This is a genomic window from Paracoccus mutanolyticus (genome assembly GCF_003285265.1).
GTDB lineage: Bacteria > Pseudomonadota > Alphaproteobacteria > Rhodobacterales > Rhodobacteraceae > Paracoccus > Paracoccus yeei.
On sequence record NZ_CP030239.1, the window covers coordinates 3,062,155 to 3,086,161 of the forward strand.

At 67.5% G+C, this 24,007-nt stretch carries 21 protein-coding genes and 4 pseudogenes; 16 read left to right on the top strand and 9 right to left on the bottom strand.

The window, feature by feature from the left end:
- Positions 1 to 112: 112 nt before the first annotated feature.
- The 3 genes from DPM13_RS16700 to DPM13_RS16710 are packed head-to-tail and all read left to right on the top strand — an operon-like array spanning position 113 to position 2,633.
- On the top strand, positions 113 to 1,258 hold the full coding sequence (locus DPM13_RS16700) for a PhoH family protein (protein WP_223252119.1): 1,146 nt from the start codon (positions 113 to 115) through the stop codon (positions 1,256 to 1,258).
- Positions 1,219 to 1,728: an rRNA maturation RNase YbeY gene (gene ybeY, locus DPM13_RS16705; protein WP_028721014.1), complete on the top strand. Its 510-nt coding sequence runs from the start codon at positions 1,219 to 1,221 to the stop codon at positions 1,726 to 1,728. Before DPM13_RS16700 ends, ybeY begins: the two co-directional genes overlap by 40 nt.
- Positions 1,725 to 2,633, top strand: a complete 909-nt coding sequence (locus DPM13_RS16710; RefSeq protein WP_099649773.1) for a CBS domain-containing protein — start codon at positions 1,725 to 1,727, stop codon at positions 2,631 to 2,633. Before ybeY ends, DPM13_RS16710 begins: the two co-directional genes overlap by 4 nt.
- Here the strand turns inward: DPM13_RS16710 and DPM13_RS16715 are convergent.
- The 3 genes and pseudogenes from DPM13_RS16715 to DPM13_RS16725 form a co-directional block, all read right to left on the bottom strand.
- Entirely contained in the window at positions 2,630 to 3,436 is an 807-nt protein-coding gene (locus DPM13_RS16715) for a GNAT family N-acetyltransferase (protein ID WP_112888446.1), read from the bottom strand. The genes DPM13_RS16710 and DPM13_RS16715 overlap by 4 nt on opposite strands.
- 12 nt (positions 3,437 to 3,448) lie before the next feature.
- A pseudogene (gene purL / locus DPM13_RS16720) lies at positions 3,449 to 5,613 on the bottom strand (phosphoribosylformylglycinamidine synthase subunit PurL).
- Positions 5,614 to 5,899: 286 nt separating this feature from the next.
- On the bottom strand, positions 5,900 to 6,835 hold the full coding sequence (locus DPM13_RS16725) for a LysR family transcriptional regulator (protein ID WP_080622409.1): 936 nt from the start codon (positions 6,833 to 6,835) through the stop codon (positions 5,900 to 5,902).
- A 157-nt stretch (positions 6,836 to 6,992) separates the two neighbouring features.
- On the opposite strand from DPM13_RS16725, the pseudogene DPM13_RS16730 reads away from it, so the two are divergent.
- The 8 genes and pseudogenes from DPM13_RS16730 to DPM13_RS16770 all read left to right on the top strand — a co-directional run bounded on the left by DPM13_RS16730 (position 6,993) and on the right by DPM13_RS16770 (position 16,217).
- Positions 6,993 to 10,390, top strand: a pseudogene (locus tag DPM13_RS16730) (indolepyruvate ferredoxin oxidoreductase family protein).
- A 64-nt stretch (positions 10,391 to 10,454) separates the two neighbouring features.
- Entirely contained in the window at positions 10,455 to 11,267 is an 813-nt protein-coding gene (locus DPM13_RS16735; protein ID WP_112888447.1) for a glutamate racemase, read from the top strand.
- 18 nt (positions 11,268 to 11,285) lie between these two features.
- Complete coding sequence (ccmE, locus tag DPM13_RS16740; RefSeq protein WP_112888448.1) at positions 11,286 to 11,729, top strand: cytochrome c maturation protein CcmE; 444 nt, start codon at positions 11,286 to 11,288, stop codon at positions 11,727 to 11,729.
- A gap of 74 nt (positions 11,730 to 11,803) precedes the next feature.
- The gene (locus DPM13_RS16745; protein WP_112888449.1) at positions 11,804 to 12,412 is read left to right on the top strand and encodes a holin-associated N-acetylmuramidase; all 609 of its coding nucleotides are present in this window, start codon (positions 11,804 to 11,806) and stop codon (positions 12,410 to 12,412) included.
- Positions 12,413 to 12,562: 150 nt separating this feature from the next.
- Positions 12,563 to 12,886 (top strand): annotated as a pseudogene (locus DPM13_RS16755) (holin family protein); the annotation flags it as partial.
- Positions 12,887 to 12,974: 88 nt separating this feature from the next.
- Positions 12,975 to 14,935: pseudogene (locus tag DPM13_RS16760) on the top strand (heme lyase CcmF/NrfE family subunit).
- 4 nt (positions 14,936 to 14,939) lie between these two features.
- Positions 14,940 to 15,392 (top strand): cytochrome c-type biogenesis protein, encoded by a 453-nt coding sequence (locus DPM13_RS16765; RefSeq protein WP_028721025.1) that lies wholly within the window; start codon positions 14,940 to 14,942, stop codon positions 15,390 to 15,392.
- 102 nt (positions 15,393 to 15,494) lie between these two features.
- On the top strand, positions 15,495 to 16,217 hold the full coding sequence (locus DPM13_RS16770; RefSeq protein ID WP_262983171.1) for an enoyl-CoA hydratase-related protein: 723 nt from the start codon (positions 15,495 to 15,497) through the stop codon (positions 16,215 to 16,217).
- Between the two features lie 3 nt (positions 16,218 to 16,220).
- Here DPM13_RS16770 and DPM13_RS16775 read toward each other — a convergent pair whose 3' ends face one another.
- The 4 genes from DPM13_RS16775 to DPM13_RS16790 all read right to left on the bottom strand — a co-directional run bounded on the left by DPM13_RS16775 (position 16,221) and on the right by DPM13_RS16790 (position 18,786).
- Complete coding sequence (locus DPM13_RS16775) at positions 16,221 to 16,460, bottom strand: hypothetical protein (protein WP_112888451.1); 240 nt, start codon at positions 16,458 to 16,460, stop codon at positions 16,221 to 16,223.
- On the bottom strand, positions 16,460 to 16,888 hold the full coding sequence (locus DPM13_RS16780; RefSeq protein ID WP_189654756.1) for an NUDIX hydrolase: 429 nt from the start codon (positions 16,886 to 16,888) through the stop codon (positions 16,460 to 16,462). Before DPM13_RS16780 ends, DPM13_RS16775 begins: the two co-directional genes overlap by 1 nt.
- Positions 16,885 to 17,316, bottom strand: a complete 432-nt coding sequence (locus DPM13_RS16785) for a DUF983 domain-containing protein (protein WP_112888452.1) — start codon at positions 17,314 to 17,316, stop codon at positions 16,885 to 16,887. Before DPM13_RS16785 ends, DPM13_RS16780 begins: the two co-directional genes overlap by 4 nt.
- Before the next feature lie 78 nt (positions 17,317 to 17,394).
- Complete coding sequence (locus tag DPM13_RS16790; protein WP_112888802.1) at positions 17,395 to 18,786, bottom strand: diguanylate cyclase domain-containing protein; 1,392 nt, start codon at positions 18,784 to 18,786, stop codon at positions 17,395 to 17,397.
- Between the two features lie 108 nt (positions 18,787 to 18,894).
- Here DPM13_RS16790 and DPM13_RS16795 point away from each other — a divergent pair, with 108 nt between their 5' ends.
- Positions 18,895 to 19,164 carry a DUF3572 domain-containing protein gene (locus DPM13_RS16795; protein WP_112888453.1) on the top strand — a complete coding sequence of 90 codons (270 nt, stop codon included), beginning with the start codon at positions 18,895 to 18,897 and terminating at the stop codon, positions 19,162 to 19,164.
- 7 nt (positions 19,165 to 19,171) lie between these two features.
- Here DPM13_RS16795 and DPM13_RS16800 read toward each other — a convergent pair whose 3' ends face one another.
- On the bottom strand, positions 19,172 to 20,533 hold the full coding sequence (locus tag DPM13_RS16800; RefSeq protein ID WP_112888454.1) for an aminotransferase: 1,362 nt from the start codon (positions 20,531 to 20,533) through the stop codon (positions 19,172 to 19,174).
- Positions 20,534 to 20,679: 146 nt separating this feature from the next.
- The gene (locus DPM13_RS16805; protein ID WP_028721032.1) at positions 20,680 to 20,967 is read right to left on the bottom strand and encodes an alkylphosphonate utilization protein; all 288 of its coding nucleotides are present in this window, start codon (positions 20,965 to 20,967) and stop codon (positions 20,680 to 20,682) included.
- Between the two features lie 74 nt (positions 20,968 to 21,041).
- On the opposite strand from DPM13_RS16805, the gene miaB reads away from it, so the two are divergent.
- The 4 genes from miaB to DPM13_RS16825 all read left to right on the top strand — a co-directional run bounded on the left by miaB (position 21,042) and on the right by DPM13_RS16825 (position 23,869).
- Positions 21,042 to 22,370, top strand: a complete 1,329-nt coding sequence (miaB, locus tag DPM13_RS16810; RefSeq protein ID WP_112888455.1) for a tRNA (N6-isopentenyl adenosine(37)-C2)-methylthiotransferase MiaB — start codon at positions 21,042 to 21,044, stop codon at positions 22,368 to 22,370.
- A gap of 188 nt (positions 22,371 to 22,558) precedes the next feature.
- The gene (gene rplU, locus DPM13_RS16815; protein ID WP_028721034.1) at positions 22,559 to 22,927 is read left to right on the top strand and encodes a 50S ribosomal protein L21; all 369 of its coding nucleotides are present in this window, start codon (positions 22,559 to 22,561) and stop codon (positions 22,925 to 22,927) included.
- 13 nt (positions 22,928 to 22,940) lie between these two features.
- The gene (gene rpmA / locus DPM13_RS16820; protein WP_028721035.1) at positions 22,941 to 23,213 is read left to right on the top strand and encodes a 50S ribosomal protein L27; all 273 of its coding nucleotides are present in this window, start codon (positions 22,941 to 22,943) and stop codon (positions 23,211 to 23,213) included.
- 107 nt (positions 23,214 to 23,320) lie between these two features.
- Complete coding sequence (locus tag DPM13_RS16825) at positions 23,321 to 23,869, top strand: GNAT family N-acetyltransferase (protein WP_028721036.1); 549 nt, start codon at positions 23,321 to 23,323, stop codon at positions 23,867 to 23,869.
- Positions 23,870 to 24,007: the final 138 nt, after the last annotated feature.

The window sequence follows — 24,007 nt, forward strand, 5'->3', positions numbered from 1 at the left end:
TATATCGGCACCAGACGCTGCGCAAATTCTCGCCAGAGGCTTGGGGCCCCTTGTGCGAATCCCGCGCAGTTGCAACCATGAACCTGTCCTTTCGTCCTGACCGGAGACAAATTTGGGTCTTTCCCCGACGCCCCCCGCGACCGTGAACGCTGGCGAAACCCTGCTGGAATTCCATGACAACAGGCTGCTGATCGACCTGTGCGGCCCCCATGACCGCCATCTGGCCCGGATCGAGGAGGCGCTGAAGGTCCATATCCTGCGACGCGGCAACCTGTTGTCCGTGGTCGGCCCCGCTGACGCGCAATCCGAGGCGGCGCAGGTCCTGCGCGGGCTTTACGCGCGGCTGGAACAGGGCCGCCCGGTCGAGATGGCCGAGGTCGAGGCCGCGCTGCGCATGGGCGTCGAGACCGCCCCCGAAGGCCCGAGCCCGGCCGAGCAGCTCGAGATGTTCCAGTCCGGCCCGATCGAACTGCGCACCCGCAAGAAGACCATCGAGCCGCGCACGGATGCGCAAAAGGACTATGTGCGGGCGCTGTTCGGCAACGAGCTGGCCTTCGGCATCGGGCCGGCCGGCACCGGCAAGACCTATCTGGCGGTCGCGGTCGGCGTCACCATGCTGATCGGCGGCCATGTCGACCGCATCATCCTGTCGCGCCCCGCCGTCGAGGCGGGCGAGCGGCTGGGCTTTCTGCCGGGCGACATGAAGGAAAAGGTCGACCCCTACATGCAGCCGCTCTACGACGCGCTGAACGATTTCCTGCCGTCGAAGCAGATGCAGAAGCTGATGGAAGAAAAGCGCATCGAGATCGCGCCCCTGGCCTTCATGCGCGGCCGGACGCTGTCGAACGCCTTTGTCGTTCTGGACGAGGCGCAGAACGCCACCACCATGCAGATGAAGATGTTCCTGACCCGCCTGGGCGAAGGCTCGCGCATGGTCATCACCGGCGACCGCACCCAGATCGACCTGCCGCGCGGCGTCCATTCCGGCCTGACGGATGCAGAAAAGATCCTCAAGGATATCAAGGGCATCAGCTTCAGCTATTTCACCGCAAAGGACGTGGTGCGCCACCATCTGGTCGCCCGCATCATCGGGCCTACGACACCGAGGCCGAGGCGGCGCTGGCCCGGGGCGAGCCCTGGACGACCGTGGCCAGCGCGTCCCGCGCCGCGAGCCGCGCTTCCTGACCAACGCCGGGGGGCAGGCCGATGCCTGACGGGATGCCGGAGCACGAGCAGGGCGAGATCGTCGACATCGTGATCGAGGACGAACGCTGGGAGGACGTGGACCTGCTGGGCATGTCCCGGCGGGCCGCCCATGCGACCGGCGAATGGCTGGGGCTGGAAGGCTTCCAGATCGTCGTCATGGGCTGCGACGACGACCGCATCGCCGGGCTGAATGCCGAGTTTCGGGGCAAGCCCAAGCCCACTAACGTGCTGAGCTGGCCGGCCCTGGCCTTCGACCAGCGCGAACCGGGCGTCCGGCCGGACTTGCCCGATGTCGAGGAGCTTGGCGACATCGCCATATCGTTCGATACCTGCCAGCGCGAGGCCGAGGCCCAGGGCAAGCCCTTTGCCGACCATGCCACGCACCTGCTTGTCCATGCCATGCTGCATCTTGCAGGATACGACCATATCGACGATCTGGATGCCGAGACGATGGAAGATGCCGAACGCTCGATCCTGGGCAAGCTGGGCATCCCCGATCCCTATCTGGAAATGGAAACATGACGAACGACCGAAGTCCCGACACTCCCGAACCCGCCACACGGGACGAGGGTGGCGGAGAGGGACGCGAGCATCCGCAGACACGGGGCCTTTTCGGCCGCCTTCTGGATGCGTTTTCGGGCAACGACCCCGAGGCGGACGCCCGGCAGGGGGACGAGGCCGGGGGCCAGGGCGTCCTGGGCCTGGGCAACCTGCGCCGGATGCGGGTCGATGACGTGGCCATCCCCAAGGCCGAGATCGTCGCCGTGCCCGTCACCACGACCCTGCCGGAACTGGTCGAGATCTTTCGCGAACACGGATTTTCGCGCATCCCCGTCTATCGCGACACGCTGGACGCGCCGTTGGGCCAGATCCACCTGAAGGACCTGGCGCTGAAATACGGCTTCGGCGCCGAGGCGCCGGCCTTTGGCCTGCAGCCCATGCTTCGGCCGCTGCTTTATGTTCCGCCATCGATGTCCATCGGCGTGCTTTTGCAGCAGATGCAGCAGAAGCGCATCCATATGGCGCTGGTCATCGACGAATATGGCGGGGTGGACGGCCTTGTCACCATCGAGGACCTGATCGAGCAGGTCATCGGCCAGATCGAGGACGAGCATGACGAGATCGACGGCGGCCTGATCCTGCCCGAAAGGCCGGGGCAATGGCTGATCCAGGCCCGCGCGCCGCTGGAGCTGGTCGAGGCTGAAACCGGGCGCAAGCTGGACACGGACCCCGACGACGACATCGACACGCTGGGTGGGCTGATCTTTGCGCTGACCGGCCGCGTTCCGCTGCGGGGCGAGGTCATCCCCCATGGCTCGGGCGTCGAGTTCGAGATCATCGAATCCGACCCGCGCCGGGTCAAGCGGCTGCGGATGCGGCTGGCCGGTGCGCCGGCCCAGACCGGGCCGGACGCCCAGGCGTCCTAAAGGGCGGCGAAGGCCGGGGCGTGCGCGATGGCGCTGCCCCGGGGCAGCGCGGGGCCGGCGGCCAGCAGGTGCGGGCCGGCATAGGGGGACTGCACCTCGACCGGCTGAAGGCCGGGCGCGCGTAATAGGCCGATCGCCCAGAACCACGACCGTGTGATCCGCCATCCCGCCAGCGCCGCGCGCACCAGGGCCGTGCCGATGCCTCGGGCCTGAACGGCCGGATGGACCGCTAGGGGCGCCAGCGCCAGTGCCGGGCCTTCGGCTGCCAGGGGCGACAGGGCGACGTGGCCCACGATGCTGCCCTGGACATCGGCCACCAGGGACAGCGCCAGATCACCCGCCGCGCGCAGCTCGGACACCAGCCGCGATTCAGCCCCGCCGTCGAAGGCCAGCTCAAGCAAGGCGGCAATCGCCGTCCTGTCCTGCGGGTGTTCGGGGCGGATACGGGGCATAACCTCGGTCCGGGTGAAGTCGCGCAGGATCGCGCAGCTTTCCGTGCCCCAAGGGCTGGCGGCGGTGCGGGCCTGATGCGCGGCGAAAGCCTCGGCATCGGCGAAAAGCTCATCCAGGCGCCAGACCATCGGATCGTCCTGCTGGCTCAGGTCGAAGCGCAGGTTGCCCGGCTCGGCCCGGCTCAGGCTGACGTGTTGGGGCAGCAGGTCCAGCGCCAGCATCATCTGTGCCGCATCCTGGCAGGTCAGCGTGCCCGACAGCGCGACCAGCGGGCGGTCAAGGGCGATGCCTTCCCCGCCCTCGATCCGGGCGGGGGCGTGGTGGTGGTGCCCGCAGGCGCAGCCGGTCATCGGGTTCCCCTTTCAGGCAAGGCCAAGGTTCAGGGTCTGGACGAAGGCGGTGCGGTAAAGCTGCGAGAGTTCGGCCAAGGGAGCACTGTCGCTGCCCAGCGTGACGGCATTGCCGCCAAAGCGCCCGACACGCGCCAGGGGCACGCCCGCTTCCTGTGCGGCCCGGGCCAGCGCCTCGGCATTGGCGGGGGTGCAGGCGACCAGATAGCGGGCCTGATCCTCGCCATAAAGCTGGGCGATATCTGCGCTGTCCAGCGTGACGCCCAGCCCGGCCGCCTCGGCCAGCTCAAAGGCCGCCAGCGCCAGCCCGCCGTCCGACAGGTCGGCTGCGGCGCTGAACAGTTTGCCTTGTGCCCGGACGAATTCGCCATGCTTGCGCTCGGCCGCCAGATCGACCGGCGGGGCGTCGCCCGCCTCGATGCCGAAGGCCCGGCCGCCAGCGCCGACTGGCCCAGATGGCCCGCCGTGTCGCCGATGACCAGGACCAGGTCGCCCTCGGCCGGCAGACCGGCGATCAGGTCGTCCAGATCGGCGATCAGCCCGACGCTGCCGATGGTCGGGGTCGGCAGGATGCCCTTGCCGTCGGTTTCGTTGTAAAGCGAGACGTTGCCCGAGACGATGGGGAAATCCAGCGCCGCGCAGGCCTCGCCGATGCCCTTGATGGCGCCGACGAACTGGCCCATGATCTCGGGCTTTTCCGGGTTGCCGAAGTTCAGGTTGTCGGTCGTGGCCAAGGGCACCGCGCCGACGAGCGCAGAGGATGCGATAGGCCTCGGCCCGGCCTCTGGCCGCCCTCATAGGGTTGGCCCGACATAGCGCGGCGTCACGTCGCTGGTGAAGGCCAGCGCCTTGCCCGAGCCATGCACCCGCACCACGCCGGCGCCAAGCCCCGGACGGCGCACGGTGTCGGCGCCGACCTGGGTGTCGTATTGTTCCCAGACCCAGGCCTTGTGCGCATAGCTGGGCGAGCCGATCAGCGCCCGCAGCGCCGCGATGGGGGCAATGGCGGGCAGGGCCGGCATCGCGGCGGCGGCGGGGGTTTCCACCCAAGGCCGGTCGTATTCCGGCGCGCTGGACGACAGCTTCGACAGCGGCAGGTCGGCCACCACCTCGTTGCCATGCACGATCAGGAACCGATCCTCGGCGATGGTCTCGCCGACGATGGCGAAGTCCAGGTCCCATTTCTCGAAGATCGCGCGGGCCTCGGCCTCCTTCTCGGGCTTCAGCACCATGAGCATCGCTCCTGGCCCTCGGAAGCATCGCGTCGTAACCGTCATGGCGGCTTCGCGCTGCGGGACATGATCCAGCACCGGCTTGATGCCCAGGCCGCCCTTGTCACCCATCTCGACGGCCGAGCAGGTCAGCCCCGCCGCGCCCATGTCCTGGATCGAGATCACGCTGTCGGTCTGCATCAGCTCAAGGCAGGCCTCCAGCAGGCATTTCTCGGTAAAGGGGTCGCCGACCTGAACGGTGGGACGCTTTTCCTCGATCGTGTCGTCGAATTCGGCGCTGGCCATCGTGGCGCCGCCGACGCCGTCGCGGCCGGTCTTGGCGCCCAGATAGACCACCGGCATCCCCACGCCCGAGGCCGCCGAATAAAAGATCTTGTCGGCATCGGCGAGGCCCGCCGCAAAGGCATTCACCAGGCAGTTGCCGTCATACGAGGCATGGAAGCGCACCTCGCCCCCCACGTTCGGCACACCGAAGGCATTGCCATAGGCGCCGATCCCCTCGACCACGCCCTTGACCAGATGCGCGGTCTTGGGGTGTTCGGGCCGGCCGAAGCTGAGCGAATCCATGGCGGCGATGGGGCGCGCGCCCATGGTGAAGACATCGCGCAGGATGCCGCCCACGCCGGTCGCAGCGCCCTGGTGCGGCTCGATATAGCTCGGGTGGTTGTGGCTCTCCATCTTGAAGACAACGGCCTGGCCGTCGCCGATGTCCACCACGCCCGCGTTCTCGCCCGGGCCGCAGATCACCTGCGGGCCGGTGGTGGGCAGGGTGCGCAGCCATTTCTTCGAGGATTTATAGGAGCAATGCTCGTTCCACATGGCCGAGAAGATGCCAAGCTCGGTAAACGTCGGCTCGCGGCCGATGATCTCCAGGATGCGCTGGTATTCGTCGGGCTTGAGGCCGTGCGCGGCAATCAGCTCCTCGGTGATCTGCGGTTCGTTCATGCTTGGCGCCCCTTTCCCCGGTTCTGTGGCCTTTTAAGCGCCGCCGGGGGTTTAGGAAAGGGGCCGCAGGCCGCCATGCCGCGCGTCCCGGCAGGCAGGGCCCGGGAACGGGCAAAAAAAAAGCCGGGCACGAGGCCCGGCCTAAGTCCAACAGGGAGGTTGAAGGTGATGAGAGTTTCCTCAGACCATCTCCTTCGCAGCCCGAGATATGTGCAGTTTGCGAACGGTTCAAGGATGAAAACCGGATCGCGGGGCATGACAGATATGCGCCACGCGAATGGCTGGCCTATTCCGTCGGCGCGGGGGCCATCCCCCCGACCAGATTGGGGTTTTCTGCCTGGTGCTTGCGGATCGACTGGATCTCCTCCAGCACGAAGTCGCGAAAGGCGCTGACCCGGCGCGAGGTGCGCAGTTCCTCGGGGAAGGCCAGGAACACGGGGACCTCGTGCGACTCGATGTCGGGAAAGACCCGGGTCAGGTTCGGGAAGTCCGCCGTCAGGTAATCGGGCAGCACGCCGATGCCCACATGGTTCAGCACGCCCTGCAGCACGCCGAAATAGTTGTTCACCATCAGCATCGAGTTCAGGTTCTTGGTCAGCAGCATCTGGACCAATACCGCCCCCGAGCTGACCTGCGGCGTTTCCGGGCTTTGGCAGATCAGTCGGTGCGTCGACAGATCGTCGAGCGTCTGCGGCGTTCCGGCCGAGGCGAGGTATTCGGGCGTCGCGTAAAGCCGCATGCGGATGTTCAGCAGCCTGCGGCGGATCAGGTCCTGCTGGCTCGGCTCTTTCATGCGGATGGCCACGTCCGCCTCGCGCATGGGCAGGTCCAGGACGCGTTCCTCAAGCATCAGGTTGATCTTGAGGTCGGGATAGCGTTCGTAAAGCTTGGCCAGGCGTGGCACCAGCCACAGCGTGCCGAAGCCGGTGGTGGTCGTCACCTTCAATTCGCCATAGACATGTTCTTCGCTGTCCCTGATTCGCGCGGCGGTGGTGTCGAGCTTCTTCACCATCGAGGATGTGGCCTCGAACAGCAATTCGCCTTGCTCCGTCAGGATCAGGCCACGGGCGTGGCGGTGGAACAGCGTGGTGCCCAGCGAATCCTCGAGGGCACGGATCTGGCGGCTGACGGCGGACTGGGACAGATGCAGGACGTCGCCCGCGTGGGTCAGCGACCCCGCGTCCGCGACAGCGTGAAATATTCTTAGTTTGTCCCAGTCCATAACAGTGCTTTCATGCGGTATCAGCCATGCGTTTTTTGCAACCCTTGTGCGGCGAAAGCAATGCAAGAATCGGTGTTTTTCCCGAGAAATGACTTTATCGGTCAATATTTCTGACCTACACTGCCTCCATACCAGTCATCCAGCTTGGGAGGGCCAGATGAGTGTGCAGGAATTTTCCTTGTCCGACCGTTTGGATCTGTCGCACCGGCATGTGTTGCTGAACGGCACGCAGGCGCTGGTGCGGCTGATGCTGATGCAGGCGGCCCGCGATCATGCGGCGGGGCTGAACACGGCGGGGCTGGTCACGGGCTATCGCGGCTCGCCCCTTGGTGGCGTTGATCTGCAGATGATGAAGTCGCGGGACGCGCTGACGGCGGCGAAGGTGCTGTTCCAGCCGGGCCTGAACGAGGATCTGGCCGCCACCGCCATCTGGGGCAGCCAGCAGGCCGAACTGCGGGGCGAGGGGAAATACGACGGCGTCTTTGCGCTTTGGTATGGCAAGGGCCCGGGGGTGGACCGCTCGGGCGACGTGATGCGCCATGCCAACATGGCGGGTTCGTCGCGCCTGGGCGGCGTGGTCATGGCGATGGGCGACGACCATACCGGCGAATCCTCGACCGTGCTGCACCAGTCGGACTGGGCGCTGGTCGATGCCTATATCCCGGTGCTGTCCCCGGCGGGCGTGCAGGAGATCCTGGATTTCGGGCTGTACGGCTTTGCCCTGTCGCGTTTCGCGGGGGTGTGGACCGGGCTCAAGACCATGAAGGACACGGTCGAGGCGACCAGCGTGGTCGATGGCGATGCGTTCCGGCTGCGCTTCGTGACGCCCGATTTCGCGATGCCGCCGGGCGGGCTGAACATCCGTCTGGGCGACACGCCGGTGGCGCAGGAAGCGCGATGATCGACCACAAGCGCTTTGCGGCCGAGGCGTTTTCACGCGCGAACCGGCTGGACCGTCCGGTGTGGAACCATCGCGGCGCGCGCATCGGCTTTGTCGCCGCCGGCAAGAACTGGCTGGACCTGGTCCATGCCCTGTCTCTGCTCGGCATCGACGAGCCCGAGGCCGAGCGGCTGGGCATTTCCACCTACAAGGTTGGCCAGACCTGGCCCATGGACATGAAGTCTTTCCAGGAATGGTCTGAAAAGCTTGAGATCATCGTGGTTGTCGAGGAAAAGCGCAAACTGATCGAGGTGCAGGTCAAGGAGGCGATCTTCGACAACCGCCACGGTCGCCGGGTGCTGGGCTGGAAGCACGACCGCACGGGCGAGGAACTGTTTCCGACCCGCTACGCGCTGGATCCGGTGATGATCGCCGAGAAACTGGGCGCCATCCTGATCGAGGAGGGGCGCGGGACCGAAGGCGTCCGAGCCGGGCTGCGCCGGCTGGCCGAGGTGCGCCGCAACGACAACGCCCCTGAACTGGCGGTGCGGACGCCGTGGTTCTGCTCGGGGTGCCCGCATAACACCTCGACCCGCCTGCCCGAAGGCGCGCGCGCCTATGCCGGGATCGGCTGCCACTACATGGTGCAGTGGATGGGGCGCGAGACCGTCGGCTTCACCCATATGGGCGGCGAGGGCGCGAACTGGATCGGCGAGGGTCCGTTCAGCAAAAGAAGACATGTTTTCCAGAACCTTGGGGATGGAACCTATAACCATTCCGGGTCCCTTGCCATCCGCGCGGCCAAGGCTGCGGGGGCAAACATGACCTACAAGATCCTGTTCAACGACGCCGTCGCCATGACCGGCGGCCAGCCGAACGAAGGCGGGCTGACCGCGCAGCAGATCGTGCGCGAATTGCAGGCGATGGGCGTTTCCCCGGTGATCGTCGTGCATGACGAAAAGGAGCAGATCGACCGCGCGGCCTTTCCCAAGGGCCTGCGGTTCGAGGAACGCGCCGCGATGCAGGCCGTGCAGAAAGAGCTTGAGGACGTGCCCGGCGTCAGCGCCATCGTCTATGTCCAGACCTGCGCGGCCGAAAAGCGCCGCCGGCGCAAGCGGGGGGCGTTCCCCGACCCGGACCGGCGCATCTGGATCAACCCCGAGGTCTGCGAGGGCTGCGGCGACTGCGGGGTGCAGTCGAACTGCGTCTCGATCGTGCCCAGAGACACGGAGCTTGGCCGCAAGCGCGCCATCGACCAGTCCAGCTGCAACAAGGATTATTCCTGCGTGCGGGGGTTCTGCCCCAGCTTCGTCTCGGTCCGCGGCGCGGTGCCGCGGCGGCCCCGGGCGCAGGCACTGGACCTGCCCGACTTGCCCGCGCCCGCGTTGCCCGCGATCCGGGGCACGCATAACCTCGTCATCACCGGCGTCGGCGGCACCGGTGTCGTGACCGTGGGCGCCGTGCTGGCCCAGGCCGCGCATATCGACGGCAAGGGCGCCGGCATGATGGAGATGGCGGGTCTGGCCCAGAAGGGTGGCGCCGTCCACATCCACCTGCGCCTGGCCGACCGTCCCGAGGACATCAGCGCCATCCGCGTCGCCGTGGGCGAGGCTGACTGCATCATCGGCGGCGACCTCGTGGTGACGGCGGGGGCCAAGACCATCGGACTGATGGCGCCGGGCCGCACCGGCGCGGTGGTGAACGAGCACGAGATCGTGACCGGAGAGTTCACCCGCAACCGCGATTTCCAGATCCCCGGCGACCGCCTGAAGCTGTCGCTGCAAGCGCGGCTTGGGGGCAAGGTGGCGTTTCTGGACGCCTCGACCCTGGCGCTGCGGCTGCTGGGGGATTCCATATACTCCAACATGCTGGTGCTGGGCGCGGCCTGGCAACAGGGGCTGATCCCGCTGACCGAGGCCGCGATCCTGAAGGCCATCGACCTGAACGGCGCCAAGGTGGCGGAAAACCGGCGCGCCTTCCAGATCGGCCGCTGGGCGGTGGTCCATCCGCAAGAGGCCGCGCGGCTGGCTGAGGGGCCGAACGTCTCGGCCCTGCCGGTCGATCCGGTCGAATACCGGGCGCGGCGCCTGGTCGATTACCAGGACCGCGCCTTGGCCGAGCGGTTCCGCGCCCTGGTCGCCCTGGCCCCGCCGGATCTGCGCGACAGCGTGGCCTTGGGCTACTACAAGCTGCTGGCCTACAAGGACGAATACGAGGTCGCGCGGCTGCATCTGGCCTCGGCCGCGGCGGTGGCGGCCGAGTTCGAAGGGGATGCGCGGATCAGCTTTCACCTGGCCCCGCCCGTCCTGCCCGGGCGCGACCCCGACGGGCGGCCCCGCAAGCGCGAGTTCGGCGCCTGGATGGTGCCGGTGTTTCGCGTCCTGGCCGGCATGAAGCGGCTTCGGGGCAGCGTGCTTGACCCATTCGGCTGGCTGCCCGAGCGGCGGGCCGAACGCGCCGCCATTGCCGAGTACGAGGCGGACATGCGCAGATGGCTGCCGACGGTCACGCCCGCGAACCTGGCGCTTGTGCGGGAACTGGCCGAACTGCCGCTGTCCTTGCGGGGCTACGGCCCTGTCAAGGAGGATGCCGCAAAGGCCGCCCGGGCGCGGCGCGCCGAACTGCTCGACGCCCTGCACCGGGGCGGCGCGCCCATGGCGCAGGCGGCGGAATGACATAAATCATGGCATTTGCCGCCGCCCGGCCCTAAAAGAACCCGTCGCGAGCAGGAGGCTAGTCATGGCAGTAGGCGTATTCGATTCGGGTCTGGGTGGGCTGACGGTCCTGGACGCCATCGCCGCCCATAGCCCTGACCTGCCTTTGGTCTATCTGGGCGACAACAAGCACACCCCCTATGGCGTGCGCGATGCCGATGACATCTTCAACCTGACCTGCGCCGGGGTGGAACGGCTGTGGGAGGAAGGCTGCGACCTGGTGATCCTGGCCTGCAACACCGCCTCGGCCGCCGCGCTGAAGCGCATGCAGGAGAAATGGCTGCCCAGGGACAAGCGGGTCCTGGGCGTGTTCGTGCCGATGATCGAGGCGCTGACCGAGCGGCGGTGGGGCGACAACTCGCCCCCGCGCGAGGTCGCGGTCAAGCATGTGGCATTGTTCGCCACCCCCGCCACCGTGGCCAGCCGGGCGTTCCAGCGCGAACTGGCGTTCCGCGCCATCGGCGTCGATGTCGAGGCCCAGCCCTGCGGCGGCGTCGTCGATGCCATCGAGATGGGGGACGAGATTCTGGCCGAGGCGCTGGTGACATCCCATGTCGAGGCGCTTTTGCGCCGGATGCCGCACCCCGAGGCGGCCATCCTGGGCTGCACCCATTATCCGCTGGTCCAGGCCGCGTTCCAGAAGGCGCTGGGACCGGGGGTCAAGGTCTATTCCCAGCCGCAGCTGGTGGCCGAAAGCCTGGACGATTATCTGAAGCGCCGGCCCGAGTTCCTGGGCGCCGGTACGCGGTCGCGGTTCCTGACCACGGGCAATCCCGAACGCGTCTCGGGCAAGGCCACGCAATTCCTGCGCCATCCGATCAGGTTCGACAGTGCCTGAACAAGGAAAGCTTGAGACATGAAATCGCTGAAGAAACGGCGTAGAATACAGGTTCTAGTCGCGGCAGCCGCGGCGCTGGTCCTGGCGGTGGCGCTGATCGGCTACGGTTTTCGCGACGGGATCAACCTGTATCGCGCGCCCAGCCAGATGGCCGACAATCCGCCTCAGGTGGGCGAGGTGTTCCGCCTGGGCGGCCTGGTCGAGACCGGCACCCTGCTGCGTGGCGCGGGCGAGACGATCAGCTTTCGCGTGACAGACGGCGGCGCCTCGGTCCCGGTGCGCTTTACCGGGGTCCTGCCGGATCTGTTCGCCGAGGGGCAGGGCATGATCGGCACCGGCCGGATGGAGGGCGACACTTTCGTCGCGACCGAAATCCTGGCCAAGCACGACGAAAGCTACATGCCGCGCGAGGTCATCGATTCGCTCAAGGAGCAGGGCGTCTACGAGGACCCGAATTCCTGACGCAACGCGCGCAGGGTTAAGAAAGGGTTAACCGCGCCGTTCCAGCCTGACGCCTCTTCTTGCTGGGGGCTGGAATGAAGACGGTTGAACAGATCGCGGCCGAGATCGTCGCGCGTGAAGGGGGCTACGTCAACGACCCCGACGACCCGGGCGGGGCGACGAAATTCGGCGTCACGCTGGCCACGCTGCAACGGCTGGGGCTGGACCTGACCCGTGACGGCCGCGTGGACGCGACCGATGTCAAGGCGCTGACCCAGGCCGACGCGGTGCGCATCTATGTCGAGCATTATTTCCGCAGGCCCGGCCTGGCGCAGTTGCCGGCGTCGATCCAGCCGGCGGTCTTTGACATGTATGTGAACGCCGGCAGCAATGCGATCCGCATCCTGCAACGGCTGGTGCGCGCATGGGCTTTCAGGCGACCGATGCGGTATCCTGGGACCGCGCACCATCTGGCCGCAACGCAGGCCGACGCGGCCGCGCCCCGCTATTTCGCGGATGCCTACGGCATCGCGCGGCGCAACTATTACTATGCGCTTGGCGATGCCCGGCCCGCCAGCCGCAAATATGCCCGCACCCGCGCGGGTGGAAAGGGCGGCTGGATCACCCGCGCCGAGGCGTTCATTTCACCGAAATATCACCTGTCGCTGGCCGACCATCGGGCGAGGATCGCGGCATGGGGGTGATGGACCGCTTCCTGGGCGATAGGCCGCTCACCATCGAGGAGCTGGCCGAAATGAAGGACGAGGATATCGATTACAGCGATATTCCAGAACTGGACGAGGAATTCTGGCGGAAAGCCAGGATGTCAGTCGAGCCTGAAACAACGCAGCAGATTCGACGGGTTGAAGAACGGCATGAACCGCCTGCCGCGCCCGATCCTGACGCTGGGGACGGTCGGGCTGTTCGTCTATGCGATGGTCGAGCCCGTGGGCTTTGGCCTGCGGATGGAAAACCTGAACCTGGTGCCGGAACCCCTGTGGTGGCTGCTGGGCGCGATCATCAGCTTCTATTTCGGCGCGCGCGAGGCGCATTATTTTCGCACCCAGCCGCGTTTTCCCCGCGCCGCCACGGCTGCTTCGCCCAAGGCGGTGGCCGGAGCGCCGGACGCCAATCCGGCGCTGGACGACTGGGCCGAGGCGCGGGCCGCCCGCCACTAGCGCGTGATGCGACAAAATAGGCGGTTCGAGGGGCTGGTTTGCCCTTCGTGCCGCCGCTATCCTGCGGCCAGCCACCCGGAGGAGAGCCATGATCGCGGAAATCGGCCATTTCGCCCTGATCCTTGCCTTTGCCGTGGCGATTTTCCAGATGATCGTGCCCTGATCGGCGCCGCCCGGGGCTGGAGCGGCTGGATCGACAGCGCGCGGCCCGCTGCCGTTGCGCAGTTCGGTCTGATCGGCATTGCCTTTGCGGCGCTGACCGTAGCCTTCGTGACCTCGGATTTCTCGGTCCTGCTGGTCTATGAAAACTCGCACACCGCAAAGCCGATGCTGTACAAGATCAGCGGCGTCTGGGGCAACCACGAGGGCTCGATGCTGCTGTGGGTGCTGATCCTGGCGCTGTTCGGAGCGGCGGCGGCGGTCTTTGATGCGAACCTGCCGCCGCGGCTGCGGGCACGGGTGCTGGCGGTGCAGGCCTCGATCGGGGTGGCGTTCCTGGGGTTCATCCTGTTCACCTCGAACCCGTTCCTGCGGCTGGACAATCCACCCTTCGACGGGCGCGACCTGAACCCGCTGCTGCAGGACCCTGGCCTGGCGTTTCACCCGCCCTTTCTTTACCTGGGCTATGTCGGCCTTTCGATGGCCTTCAGCTTTGCCGTCGCCGCCCTGATCGAGGGGCGGGTCGACGCCGCCTGGGCGCGCTGGGTCCGGCCCTGGACGCTGGCAGCCTGGGTGTTTCTGACCATCGGCATCGCGTTGGGGTCCTGGTGGGCCTATTACGAGCTTGGCTGGGGCGGGTTCTGGTTCTGGGATCCGGTCGAAAACGCCAGCTTCATGCCCTGGCTGATCGCCGCCGCCCTGCTGCATTCCGCCATCGTCGTCGAAAAGCGCGAGGTGCTGAAAAGCTGGACGATCCTGCTGGCGATCATGGCCTTCGGTTTTTCGCTGATCGGCACGTTCATCGTGCGGTCGGGCGTCATCACCTCGGTCCACAGCTTTGCCAACGACCCCGAACGCGGCGTCTTCATCCTGGCGATCCTGGGCGTCTTCGTCGGCGGGGCGCTTGTCCTTTACGCGATGCGCGCCGGCGCGATGCAGGCGCGCGGGGCCTTTTCGCCGATCTCGCGCGAGGGGGCGCTGGTCCTGAACAACATCCTGCTGGCGGTCTCGGCCTTCGTGGTCTTCATCGGCACGATGTGGCCTCTGATCGCCGAGATGCTGTGGGACCGCAAGCTCTCGGTTGGCGCCCCGTTCTTCGAAAAGGCGTTCACGCCCTTCATGGTGGTGCTGGCGCTGGTCCTGCCGCTGGGCGCGATCATCCCGTGGAAGCGGGGAAAGCTGTCCCGCGTCCTGGCGCCGCTGCGGGGCGCGCTGGCCTGCGCCTGCGCCGTCATGGCGCTGGTCTTTGCCGTGTCGACCGGCCACTCCGCCTTGGCGGTGATCGGTGCGGGGCTGGGGTCATGGCTGATCGCGGGCTCGGCCACCGACCTGTGGCTGCGCACGGGCAACTCGGGCCTGTCGCGCCTGGCCCGTCTGCCGCGCGCCGACTGGGGCAAGGCGGTCGCCCATGCCGGTCTGGGCGTGACCTTCATCGGAGTGGGCCTGCTGATGGCCTGGCAGGTCGAGGATATCCGCGTGGCCCGGATCGGCGAGCCTTTCGAGGTCGCCGGCTACCGCATCACGCTGGAGAAGGTCGAGGAGCGGCCCGGCCCGAACTATGACGCGACCGTCGCCACCATGCGCGTCAGCCGCGACGGGCGCGAGGTCGCGCTGCTGCACCCTGAAAAGCGGGTCTATCCGGTCCAGGCCATGCCCACGACCGAGGCGGCGATCCAGAACGGGCTGTTCCGCGACCTGTATCTGGTGATCGGCGATCCGCAGCAGGGCGGCGGCTGGGCCGTGCGCAGCTATATCAAGCCCTTCGCCAGTTGGATCTGGCTGGGCTGCGGGCTGATGGCGCTGGGGGGGCTGATCAGCCTGTCCGACCGGCGCTATCGCGTGGCGGCCGGTGCGCGCAAGGCGCCCGCGCTGGCCCAACCGGCCGAGTGATCCGATGCGGCTGATCCTGCTTTGCCTGATGCTGGTCCTGGGCGGCCCCGCCCTTGCGGTCCAGCCCGACGAGGTGCTGTCCGACCCTGCACTCGAGGCGCGGGCCCGCGACATCTCGCGCGTGCTGCGCTGTCCGGTCTGCCAGGGCGAGACGATCGACGAATCCAATGCGCCGATCAGCCGCGACCTGCGGCTTTACCTGCGCGAGCGGCTGGTTGCGGGCGACAGCGATGCGCAGGCGATCCAGGCCGTCACCGACCGTTTTGGCGAATACGTCCTGTTCCAGCCGCCGGCCCGGGGGTGGAACTGGCTGCTGTATCTGGCCGGGCCGGTGATGGCGCTGCTGGCCCTGCTGATCGGCTGGCGCTTCGTCGCGGCGCGCGGCCGCGCCGAGCCCGAGGGCGAGGGCCTGACTCCCGAGGAAAAGGCCCGGCTGGACCGGATCATGCGCGACTGACGCGAGGTCCGGCTTTTCCGGCCCCGCGCCGCGCGGCAGGATGGCGCCAAACGGGGAGAAACCATGGATCATCAAAGCATTCTTGTCAGCCATCAGGCCGGCTTGACCCAGATCGCACTGAACCGGCCGCAAGTGATGAACGCGCTGAACCGGACCATGCGGGCCGAGATCACGGCCGCGCTGACCGATCTGCGGGCCGGCACGCGCTGCGTGGTCCTGACCGGGACGGGGCGCGCCTTCTGTTCGGGGCAGGACCTGACCGATGCCTCGGCCGGGCTGGATGTCGAACGCGTCCTGCGCGAGGAGTTCAGCCGATGCTGGCCGCGATCACCGGCGCGCCGGTGCCGTTCATCGCCCGGCCACGGGTCGCTGCTGGGCGGGGGCGAACCTTCGCTGGCCGACGACCTGGTCATCGGCGAAAGCGCCAGGTTCGTGCAGGCCTTGAGCCGGATCGGCCTGATCCCCGATGCCGGCGGCACCTTTTTCGTCCCCCGCGCGGCAGGGCTGGCGCGGGCCATGGGCATGATGCTGCTGGCCGAGCCCGTCACCGCCCGGCAGGCCGCCGACTGGGGCATGATCTGGGAAGCCGTGCCAGACGACGCGTTCCAGGACCGCGTGCAGTCCCGGGCGCAGGCGCTGGCGCAGGGTCCGACCCGGGCCTATCTGGCGATCCGGCAGGCTTTGCTGGCCTCGGGCGGGAACGGACTGGCGGATCAGCTTGCGCTGGAGGCAGGATTGCAGGGGCAGATGGGCCAGACGTCGGATTTCGCCGAAGGGGTGGCCGCCTTTCTGGAAAAGCGGCCCGCGCAGTTTTCGGGGAACTAGCGCCTAGGCGATTCGCGCGAAGCGGGGCTGGGGGGTGCGGTTGTCAAAGAACGGCACCGTCTCGGGCATCGTGAGGGGGCCGTCCTGGACAGCCAACGCAGCGATTTCGGCCAGCACCACCTCGGTGCCAAGGGTGCCGGCAATGGCGTAGGTCAACAGGATCATCCACCACCGGGCACCGAGAGCCAAGGCAACAAGAGCGCAAATGGCCCCGGTGAGAAAGCCAAGAAGCAGGAAGCGCATCAGTCTGTCCGGGTGCGGCCCGGGGGCGTGATCGCGCGGAACAGATAGATCAACGCGGCGGGATCGGGGGCCAGCCACGCCCGGGCGTAATGGTCCCAGCCTTGCGGGGCGGGGCCCGGCGTGCCGGTCATCAGGCCGGTTTCCTCGGCCAGTTCGCGCAGGGCGGCGGCGGCCAATGCCTCGGGGGTGATGGGCGCGCCGTCGCGCGGCTCGGCCGCAAGCAGGCGGCGGGTGCGCGCGTCAAGCGGCATCGCAAAGCGAACCCTGGCGTCTTCGGGATCGACCGCGCCGCCGGGAAAGACGTATTTCGACGGCATGAAGGCCGCCTGCGCCCCGCGCTGGCCCATCAGCACGCTGGGCCCGCCGGCCGCGTTCCGGTCCAGCACGATCACGGTGGCCGCGTCGCGGATGGGCATGGGGTCGGTCATGCGGCGCCGGCCTGCTTCGTCCGGGCGGCCGCTTGCGCATCCGCACCGAAGCCGTGCATGCGCCGCGCCCACTGAAGGCCCACGAACCCGCCCTTGATCAGCGGCAACAGCAGCAGCGACAGCACCACGGCCCCGATTCCGAAGCCCAGCAGCAGCGCCGCAGCCGAGGGGCGCCAAGCGACAAAGATCGCCAGCATCAGCGGCGCGCCCAGGTGCGACACCAGCAGGATCGACACATAGGCCGGGCCGTCGTCGGCGCGCTGCGGCGTCAGGTCCAGCCCGCAATCGTCGCAATGATCGCGGATCTTCAGGTAGCCGTCGAACAGGGGGCCTTCGCCGCAGGCCGGGCAACGCCGCATCGCACCGCGCAGCATCGCCTGTTTCAAGGGCCGCTCGGGCAGGGCGGCGTTGTCCTGGGACCGGGACATGAGCAGTTTCCTTTTGCCTGGTGCCGCAAGGATAGGGAACGGCGCGGCAAATGGAAAGCCGGCCCAAGGTCTCGGTTTTCAGGCGGCTATGGCGGGCGTCGCCAGCACGATGCGGTTGCGCCCCGAGGATTTGGCCGTCAGCAGCGCCCGGTCGGCCCGGGCCAGCAGCAGCTCCGGGTCCAGCCTGCGCATCCCGCCCTGCGCGCCATCGGCCAGCGCGATCCCGGCCGAAATCGTCACCGACAGTTCGGGCGCGGCACATTCGGGGGGCAGGGGAACGGGGCGATCCATCACGCTGCGGCGCAGGCTTTCGGCGATCAGCCGGGCGTCGCGCGCCTGGCAGCCGGGCAGGACGACCAGGAACTCCTCTCCGCCCAGGCGGGCCAGAAGGGCGCTGTCGGGCAGGCTGGCCGCAAGGCGGCGCGAGATGGTGGCGAGCACCGCATCTCCGGCGGCATGGCCGTGCACGTCGTTGACCTGCTTGAAGCGGTCCAGATCCAGCACCATGACAGCAAGACGCCCGCCCTCGCGCTCGGCCTCGTCGAAAACTTCGGCCAGCCGGGGCAGGGCGAAGCGGCGGTTGTGCAGCCCGGTCAGCGGGTCGGTCATGGCAAGCTGGACGTTGCGCTGGGTTTCCTCGCGCCGGCGGTCGGCTTCCTGCTTGCGCGCGAGCTGGGATTCAAGGCGAAAGGCGGCTTCGGTCGCGCCGGTCTGGGTGGTCAGGTCGGCGGGCAGCACGTCGCCCGCCCCCAGGTCCAGCGCCACGGCCGTCATCTCGGCGCGTTCCGGACGCAGCACGATCACGAAGCCCGCATCGCGCGACAGGGGACGCGAGCGCAGTTCCGACAGCAGCCGCAGCCCGTCGCCCGGCTGGTGGATGTCGGCGGCAATGACGTAAAGCGCGGGGACGCGGCCGCGCGCCGCCTCGGCCAGCGCGCGTTCGGGGTCGGACACCCCGATGGCGAAGTTGACGCGGCCTTGCAGCGCGTGCCGCCAGCCCAGGGCGGTGGCGGGCTGGTCGGCGACGAACAGGGCGCGCGGGCGGGGATCGTGCAGGAAGCCGCGCGAGTCCTCGGCCAGGCCGGTCTGGTGGATGTGATCGAGCATTCCGTCGTGGCGCATCAGCCCACGGATGCGCGCCAGCAGCGTCAGGTCGTCGCTGAAGGCGTCGATCAGCGCCGAGGCACCGGCCCTGAGCGCCGCGATCCGGTCCGCGCCATGCGCCTGGACCAGCACCGGCAGGTCGGCCCCGCCCGGCGCCGCCCGCAGCGCGGCGCAAAGCTCGGCCCCCGTCATGTCGGGCAGGCTGGCGCCGATCAGCACGATCTGGGGATGGGCCAGTGCCGCGGTCCGCAGCGCCTCGGCCCCCGAGCCTGCGGCCGACACCTCGTAGCAGGCCGAGGTCAGCCGCACCTTCATGGTGATGCGGTTGGTCGGCACGCCGTCCACGACAAGAATGCGCCCCGCCATATTCATCCGCCTGCTTTACACCTGCTGCCCTTGCGGCCATCCTGCGCCGCAAATGGTTAAAAAAGCGTTTCCGGGATCGCGTCCCTGGTCACGAGATTGCGAGATGAGATGACTTTGGCCGAAGCCCGCGACATCGCGGATGCCGCATTCCAGCACATCGCCGCCGAACCCGAGCTGGTATCCGAACTGCTGACGCAGTCGGGCACGGACGTGGCCGGCTTGCGTGTCATGGCCGGCAGGCCCGAATTCGCCCAGTTCGTGCTGGATTTCCTGCTGGAGCAGGACCAGCGCGTGCTGGATTTCGCGGCGGGCGCGGGCATCGCCCCCCAGCGCGTCGTGATGGCGCGCGCGACGCTGGGCGGGGGCGATCCCTGGTGAAAGGCGCTCAGGCCACTTCGGCAAAGACCTTGTCGAGCGCCTGATCCAGCTTCTCGAACATCTCGTCCATCTGCGCCTCGGTCAGGATGAAGGGCGGGCACAGCACCACGGACTGACCCAGCGGCCGGCAGATCAACCCGATGTCGGTGCAGGTGTTGGCGATGCGTTCGCTGACCGAAAGGGTGCCGTCGAAGGGCGTCTTGGTCGCCTTGTCCTTGACCGCCTCCAGCGCCCACATGAAGCCCACGCCGCGATATTCGCCGATGTTGGGCTTTTCGGCCAGGCGCTTCAGCCCTTCCTCGAAGCGGGGGGCAAGGCGGCGGACGTTGTCGGCCAGCCCTTCGTTCATCACCACGTCGATGGCCTTCAGCGCGATGGCGCAGCCGACCGGATGGCCCGAGGCCGTGAAGCCGTGCGGGAACTCCTCGATCGCCTCGACGGCGGCGCCGACCCGCGCGGCCAGGTTCGGTCCCAGGATCACCGCGCCCATGGGGAACAGGCCCGCCGTCAGGTTCTTGGACGAAATGATCGCATCGGGCGTGAAGTCATAGGTTTCGCAGCCCCAGGTATTGCCGGTGCGGCCAAAGCCCGTGATGACCTCGTCCGAGATCACCGGGATGTCGTATTTCCGCAGGATCGGCAGCATCGCCTGGAAATAGCCCTGCGCCGGGGGGATGACGCCGCCCGCGCCCTGCACCGGCTCGGCGAAGAAGCCGGCGATGGTGTCGGCGCCCTCGCGCTGGATCGTGTCCTCAAGCTCGCGCGCGAGGCGCTGGACGAACTGCTCCTCGGTTTCGCCCTCCTCGCCAAAGCGCCAGTAATGCGGGCAGGTCAGGTGGATGAAGCCGGGCAGCGGCAGGCCGAACACGCTGTTGTAGGGCTTGCCGGTCATGCTGGCTGAGACGGCGGTGACGCCATGATAGGCGTTCCAGCGGGTCAGGATCTTGCGCCGCTCGGGCTTGCCTTCGGCGGCGTGCAGGAACCACAGCATCTTGACCATGGTGTCGTTCGCCTCGGAGCCGGAGTTGGTGTAGAACACCTTGCCCGAGGCGAAGGGCGAGACCTGGACCAGCTTTTCCGACAGCATCACCGTCTGGTCGGACATGCGCCCGAAGAAGGCGTGATAGCCCGGAAAGCGGTCGTACTGGGCTTTGGCGGCCTCGATCAGGCCCTTGTGGTCGAAGCCCGCGACCATGTTCCACAGGCCCGAGTTCGCATCCAGATAGCGCTTTCCGTCGGTGTCGACGACATAGGGTCCCTCGCCATGCGTCAGCACGACCGTGCCGCGCTGGTGGACCGAGGGCATGTCGGTGAAGCCGTAAAGCGAATACTCCTTGGCGCGGGCGTCCCAGCTTTGGGGTGTGTTCATGACAGGCTCCTTAAGCGGTTGTTGCGACAAGGCTAGCCGGGCGCAACAAGGCGTTCAATGGGGCGCGGGGCGCGCGCCGGCGATCTGCCCGGCGGCACGGGCAGGCTGGCGCGCGGGCAGGGCGCGAAACGGCAGTTCGCCGGACCTCAGCGCTTGCGCACGAATTCGGTGCGCAGCACCAGCCCCTTGATCGTGTCGTGGCGGCAGTCGATTTCCTCGGGGTTGTCGGTCAGCCGGATCGAGCGGATCACCGTGCCCTGTTTCAGCGTCTGGCCCGCGCCCTTGACCTTCAGGTCCTTGACCAGGACGACCTGGTCACCATCGGCCAGTTCGTTGCCGGCGGCGTCGCGCACCACCGTCGTCTTGCGCGCCGCGATCTCGCTGGCGGGCAGCCATTCGCCGCTTTCCTCGTCATAGACGTATTCGTCGCTCATCGGGCATCCTTGTCGTGGCTTTGCAAATCCTGGGCTTTCCTGTATCAGCAGCGCAACCTCAAGGACAGCGCGGCATGACGGACCAAGCCAAGACCACGGCAGCGAAGAAGCTTTTCATCAAGACCTACGGCTGCCAGATGAACGTCTATGACAGCCAGCGCATGGCCGAGGCCATGGGCGCCGAAGGCTATGTGCTGACCGAGAACCAGGCCGAGGCGGACATGGTGCTGCTGAACACCTGCCATATTCGCGAAAAGGCGGCCGAGAAGCTGTATTCCGACCTTGGCCGGCTGAAGCCCCTGAAGGCCGAGCGTCCCGACCTGAAGATCGGCGTCGCCGGCTGCGTGGCCCAGGCCGAGGGCGCCGAGATCCAGCGCCGGATGCCGATCGTCGACCTGGTCGTCGGCCCGCAGGCCTATCACCGCCTGCCCGCCATGGCGCGCGCCGGCGGCGGCGTCGATACCGAGTTTCCGGCCGAGGACAAGTTCGAGCACCTGCCGAAACCCGCCGCAACCCGCCGCGCGCCCGCCGCCTTCCTGACCGTGCAGGAGGGCTGCGACAAGTTCTGCGCCTTTTGCGTGGTGCCCTATACGCGCGGCGCCGAGGTCTCGCGCCCCGTCAGCCGCATCATGGCCGAGGCCCGCGACCTGGTGTCGCGCGGCGTGCGCGAGATCACGCTTCTGGGCCAGAACGTCAACGGTTGGCATGGCGAGGGGGACGGCGGCGAATGGGGTTTCGGTCGCCTGATCCGGGCGCTGGCCGAAATCGACGGGCTGGATCGCATCCGCTATACCACCAGCCACCCCAACGACATGGCCGACGACCTGATCGAGGCGCATCGGCTTGAGCCGAAGCTGATGCCCTATCTGCACCTGCCGGTGCAGTCGGGTTCGGACCGTATCCTCAAGGCGATGAACCGCAAGCATACGGTGGACCAGTATCTGCGCCTGATCGACCGCATCCGCGACGCGCGCCCCGACATCATGCTGACCAGCGATTTCATCGTGGGCTTCCCGGGCGAGACCGACGCCGACCACCGGGGCACGCTGGATCTGGTGCGGCAGGTGAATTTCGGCACCGCCTTCAGCTTCAAATACTCGCCGCGCCCCGGCACTCCAGCCTATGACCGCCCCGAGGTCGACAGCGACCTGGCCGACGCCCGCTTGCAGGAACTGCAGGCCCTGCTGACGAGCCAGCAGAAGGCCGCGCAGGCCGGCATGGTCGGGCGCGAGCTGGGCGTCCTGTTCGAGAAACCCGGCCGGATGCCGGGGCAGATGGTGGGCAAGTCCGACTATCTGCATGCCGTCTTTGTCGAGGCGCCGCAGGCCCGCGTGGGCGATCTGGTCCGCGTCCGCATCACCCGCAGCGCCCCCAATTCACTGGCCGGTGAACTGGCCGCCTGAACCGGGGAACGGCATTGACTTTGCCGGGCGAATCCGCCATATGACCGTGACCGGCCGGGCCTTTGCCCGTTGCCGGCGTGTTATTTTTAATCTCACCCCTTCCAGGGTGCGCTGTCCGAAGGCGGGGAAACCCACCGAACACTTGCATCGCAAGGGCCGCAGGACGCGGGGAAACAAGGAAGAAGCGAATGTTCGCAGTTCTCAAGACGGGCGGCAAGCAGTACCGGGTCCAATCCGGTGACGTGCTGCGCGTCGAAAAACTGAACGCCGAGGCCGGCGACAAGGTGCAGTTCAACGAAGTGCTGATGATCGGCTCGACCATCGGCGCGCCGCTGGTTTCGGGCGCCGCCGTGCAGGCCGAGGTGATCGACACGATCAAGGCCGACAAGGTCATCACCTATGTCAAGCGCCGCCGGAAGCATTCCTCGCAGCGCACCCGTGGGCACCGCCAGCAACTGACGCTGATCCGCGTCACCGACCTGCTGGAAAGCGGCGCGGACAAGACCGACGTGAAAGCCGCCGTGGGCGCTCGCACCCGCGTCGAAACCGCCAACTGAGGAGACTGAACCCATGGCACACAAGAAAGCAGGCGGTTCGTCCCGCAACGGTCGCGATTCGGCCGGCCGCCGTCTGGGCGTGAAACTGTTCGGCGGTCAGCAGGCCGTCGCCGGCAACATCATCGTGCGTCAGCGCGGCACCACCTGGTGGCCGGGCGCGAACGTCGGCATGGGCCGCGACCACACCCTGTTTGCGCTGACCGATGGTCAGATCAGCTTCCGCAAGGGCCTCAAGGGCCGCACCTATATTTCCGTGCTGCCCGCGAATCTCGAGGCTGCCGAGTAAGCCGTTCTTAACACCCAAGGTGTTAAAAAGGGGATCGGCGCAAGCCGGTCCCCTTAGATATTTCAGGATTAATGCCCATATCATTTGCGAGTACGAGGGAGGAATCGATGAATGAACTGATCGCGCCACCACCGCAGCAGCAGGTCGTGATCGCGACCGAGCGCTTTGTCCTGCGCCCGCTTCGGGCGTCCGACGTCGGGCTGATCGCGCATTACACCCAGGATCGCCGCGTGGCGGAGGGGACGCGCTCGATCCCGCATCCGCTGCCGCCGGGCGCCACGGAAAGCTATGTGCGCCGTGCGATGTCGCCCGACCGGGACGAGGATGTCTGGGCTATCGACGGGTCCGCGAACAAGCTGGCCGAATTGCTGGGCGTGGTCTCGCTGACCCGGCTTGAGGATTCGCAGTCCGAACTGGGCTTCTGGATCGGGGCGGGGTTCTGGAACACCGGCTTTGCGACCGAGGCGGTCGCAGCCCTGGTGGATGCGAACCCGCACGGCTCGCGCACGCTGTTTGCCGAGGCGTTCCAGGACAATCCCGGCTCGGCCCGGGTCCTGACCAATTGCGGGTTCGAGTATCTGGGCGATGCGGAAAGCTGGTCGGTGGCGCGCAATGCGCTGGTCCCGACCTGGACCTATCTGCGCAAGATGGTCTGAACCGTTCGGGGAGGAGCGGTTGCTACCCATGCAAGGGCGCCATCGGCGCCCTTTTTCATGGCCGCCTTTTCAGCGGCGCAGGCTGACCGCGTTGCCGGCGCCGGTGATGATGACTCGCGGATATCGGCCAGCGCCTCG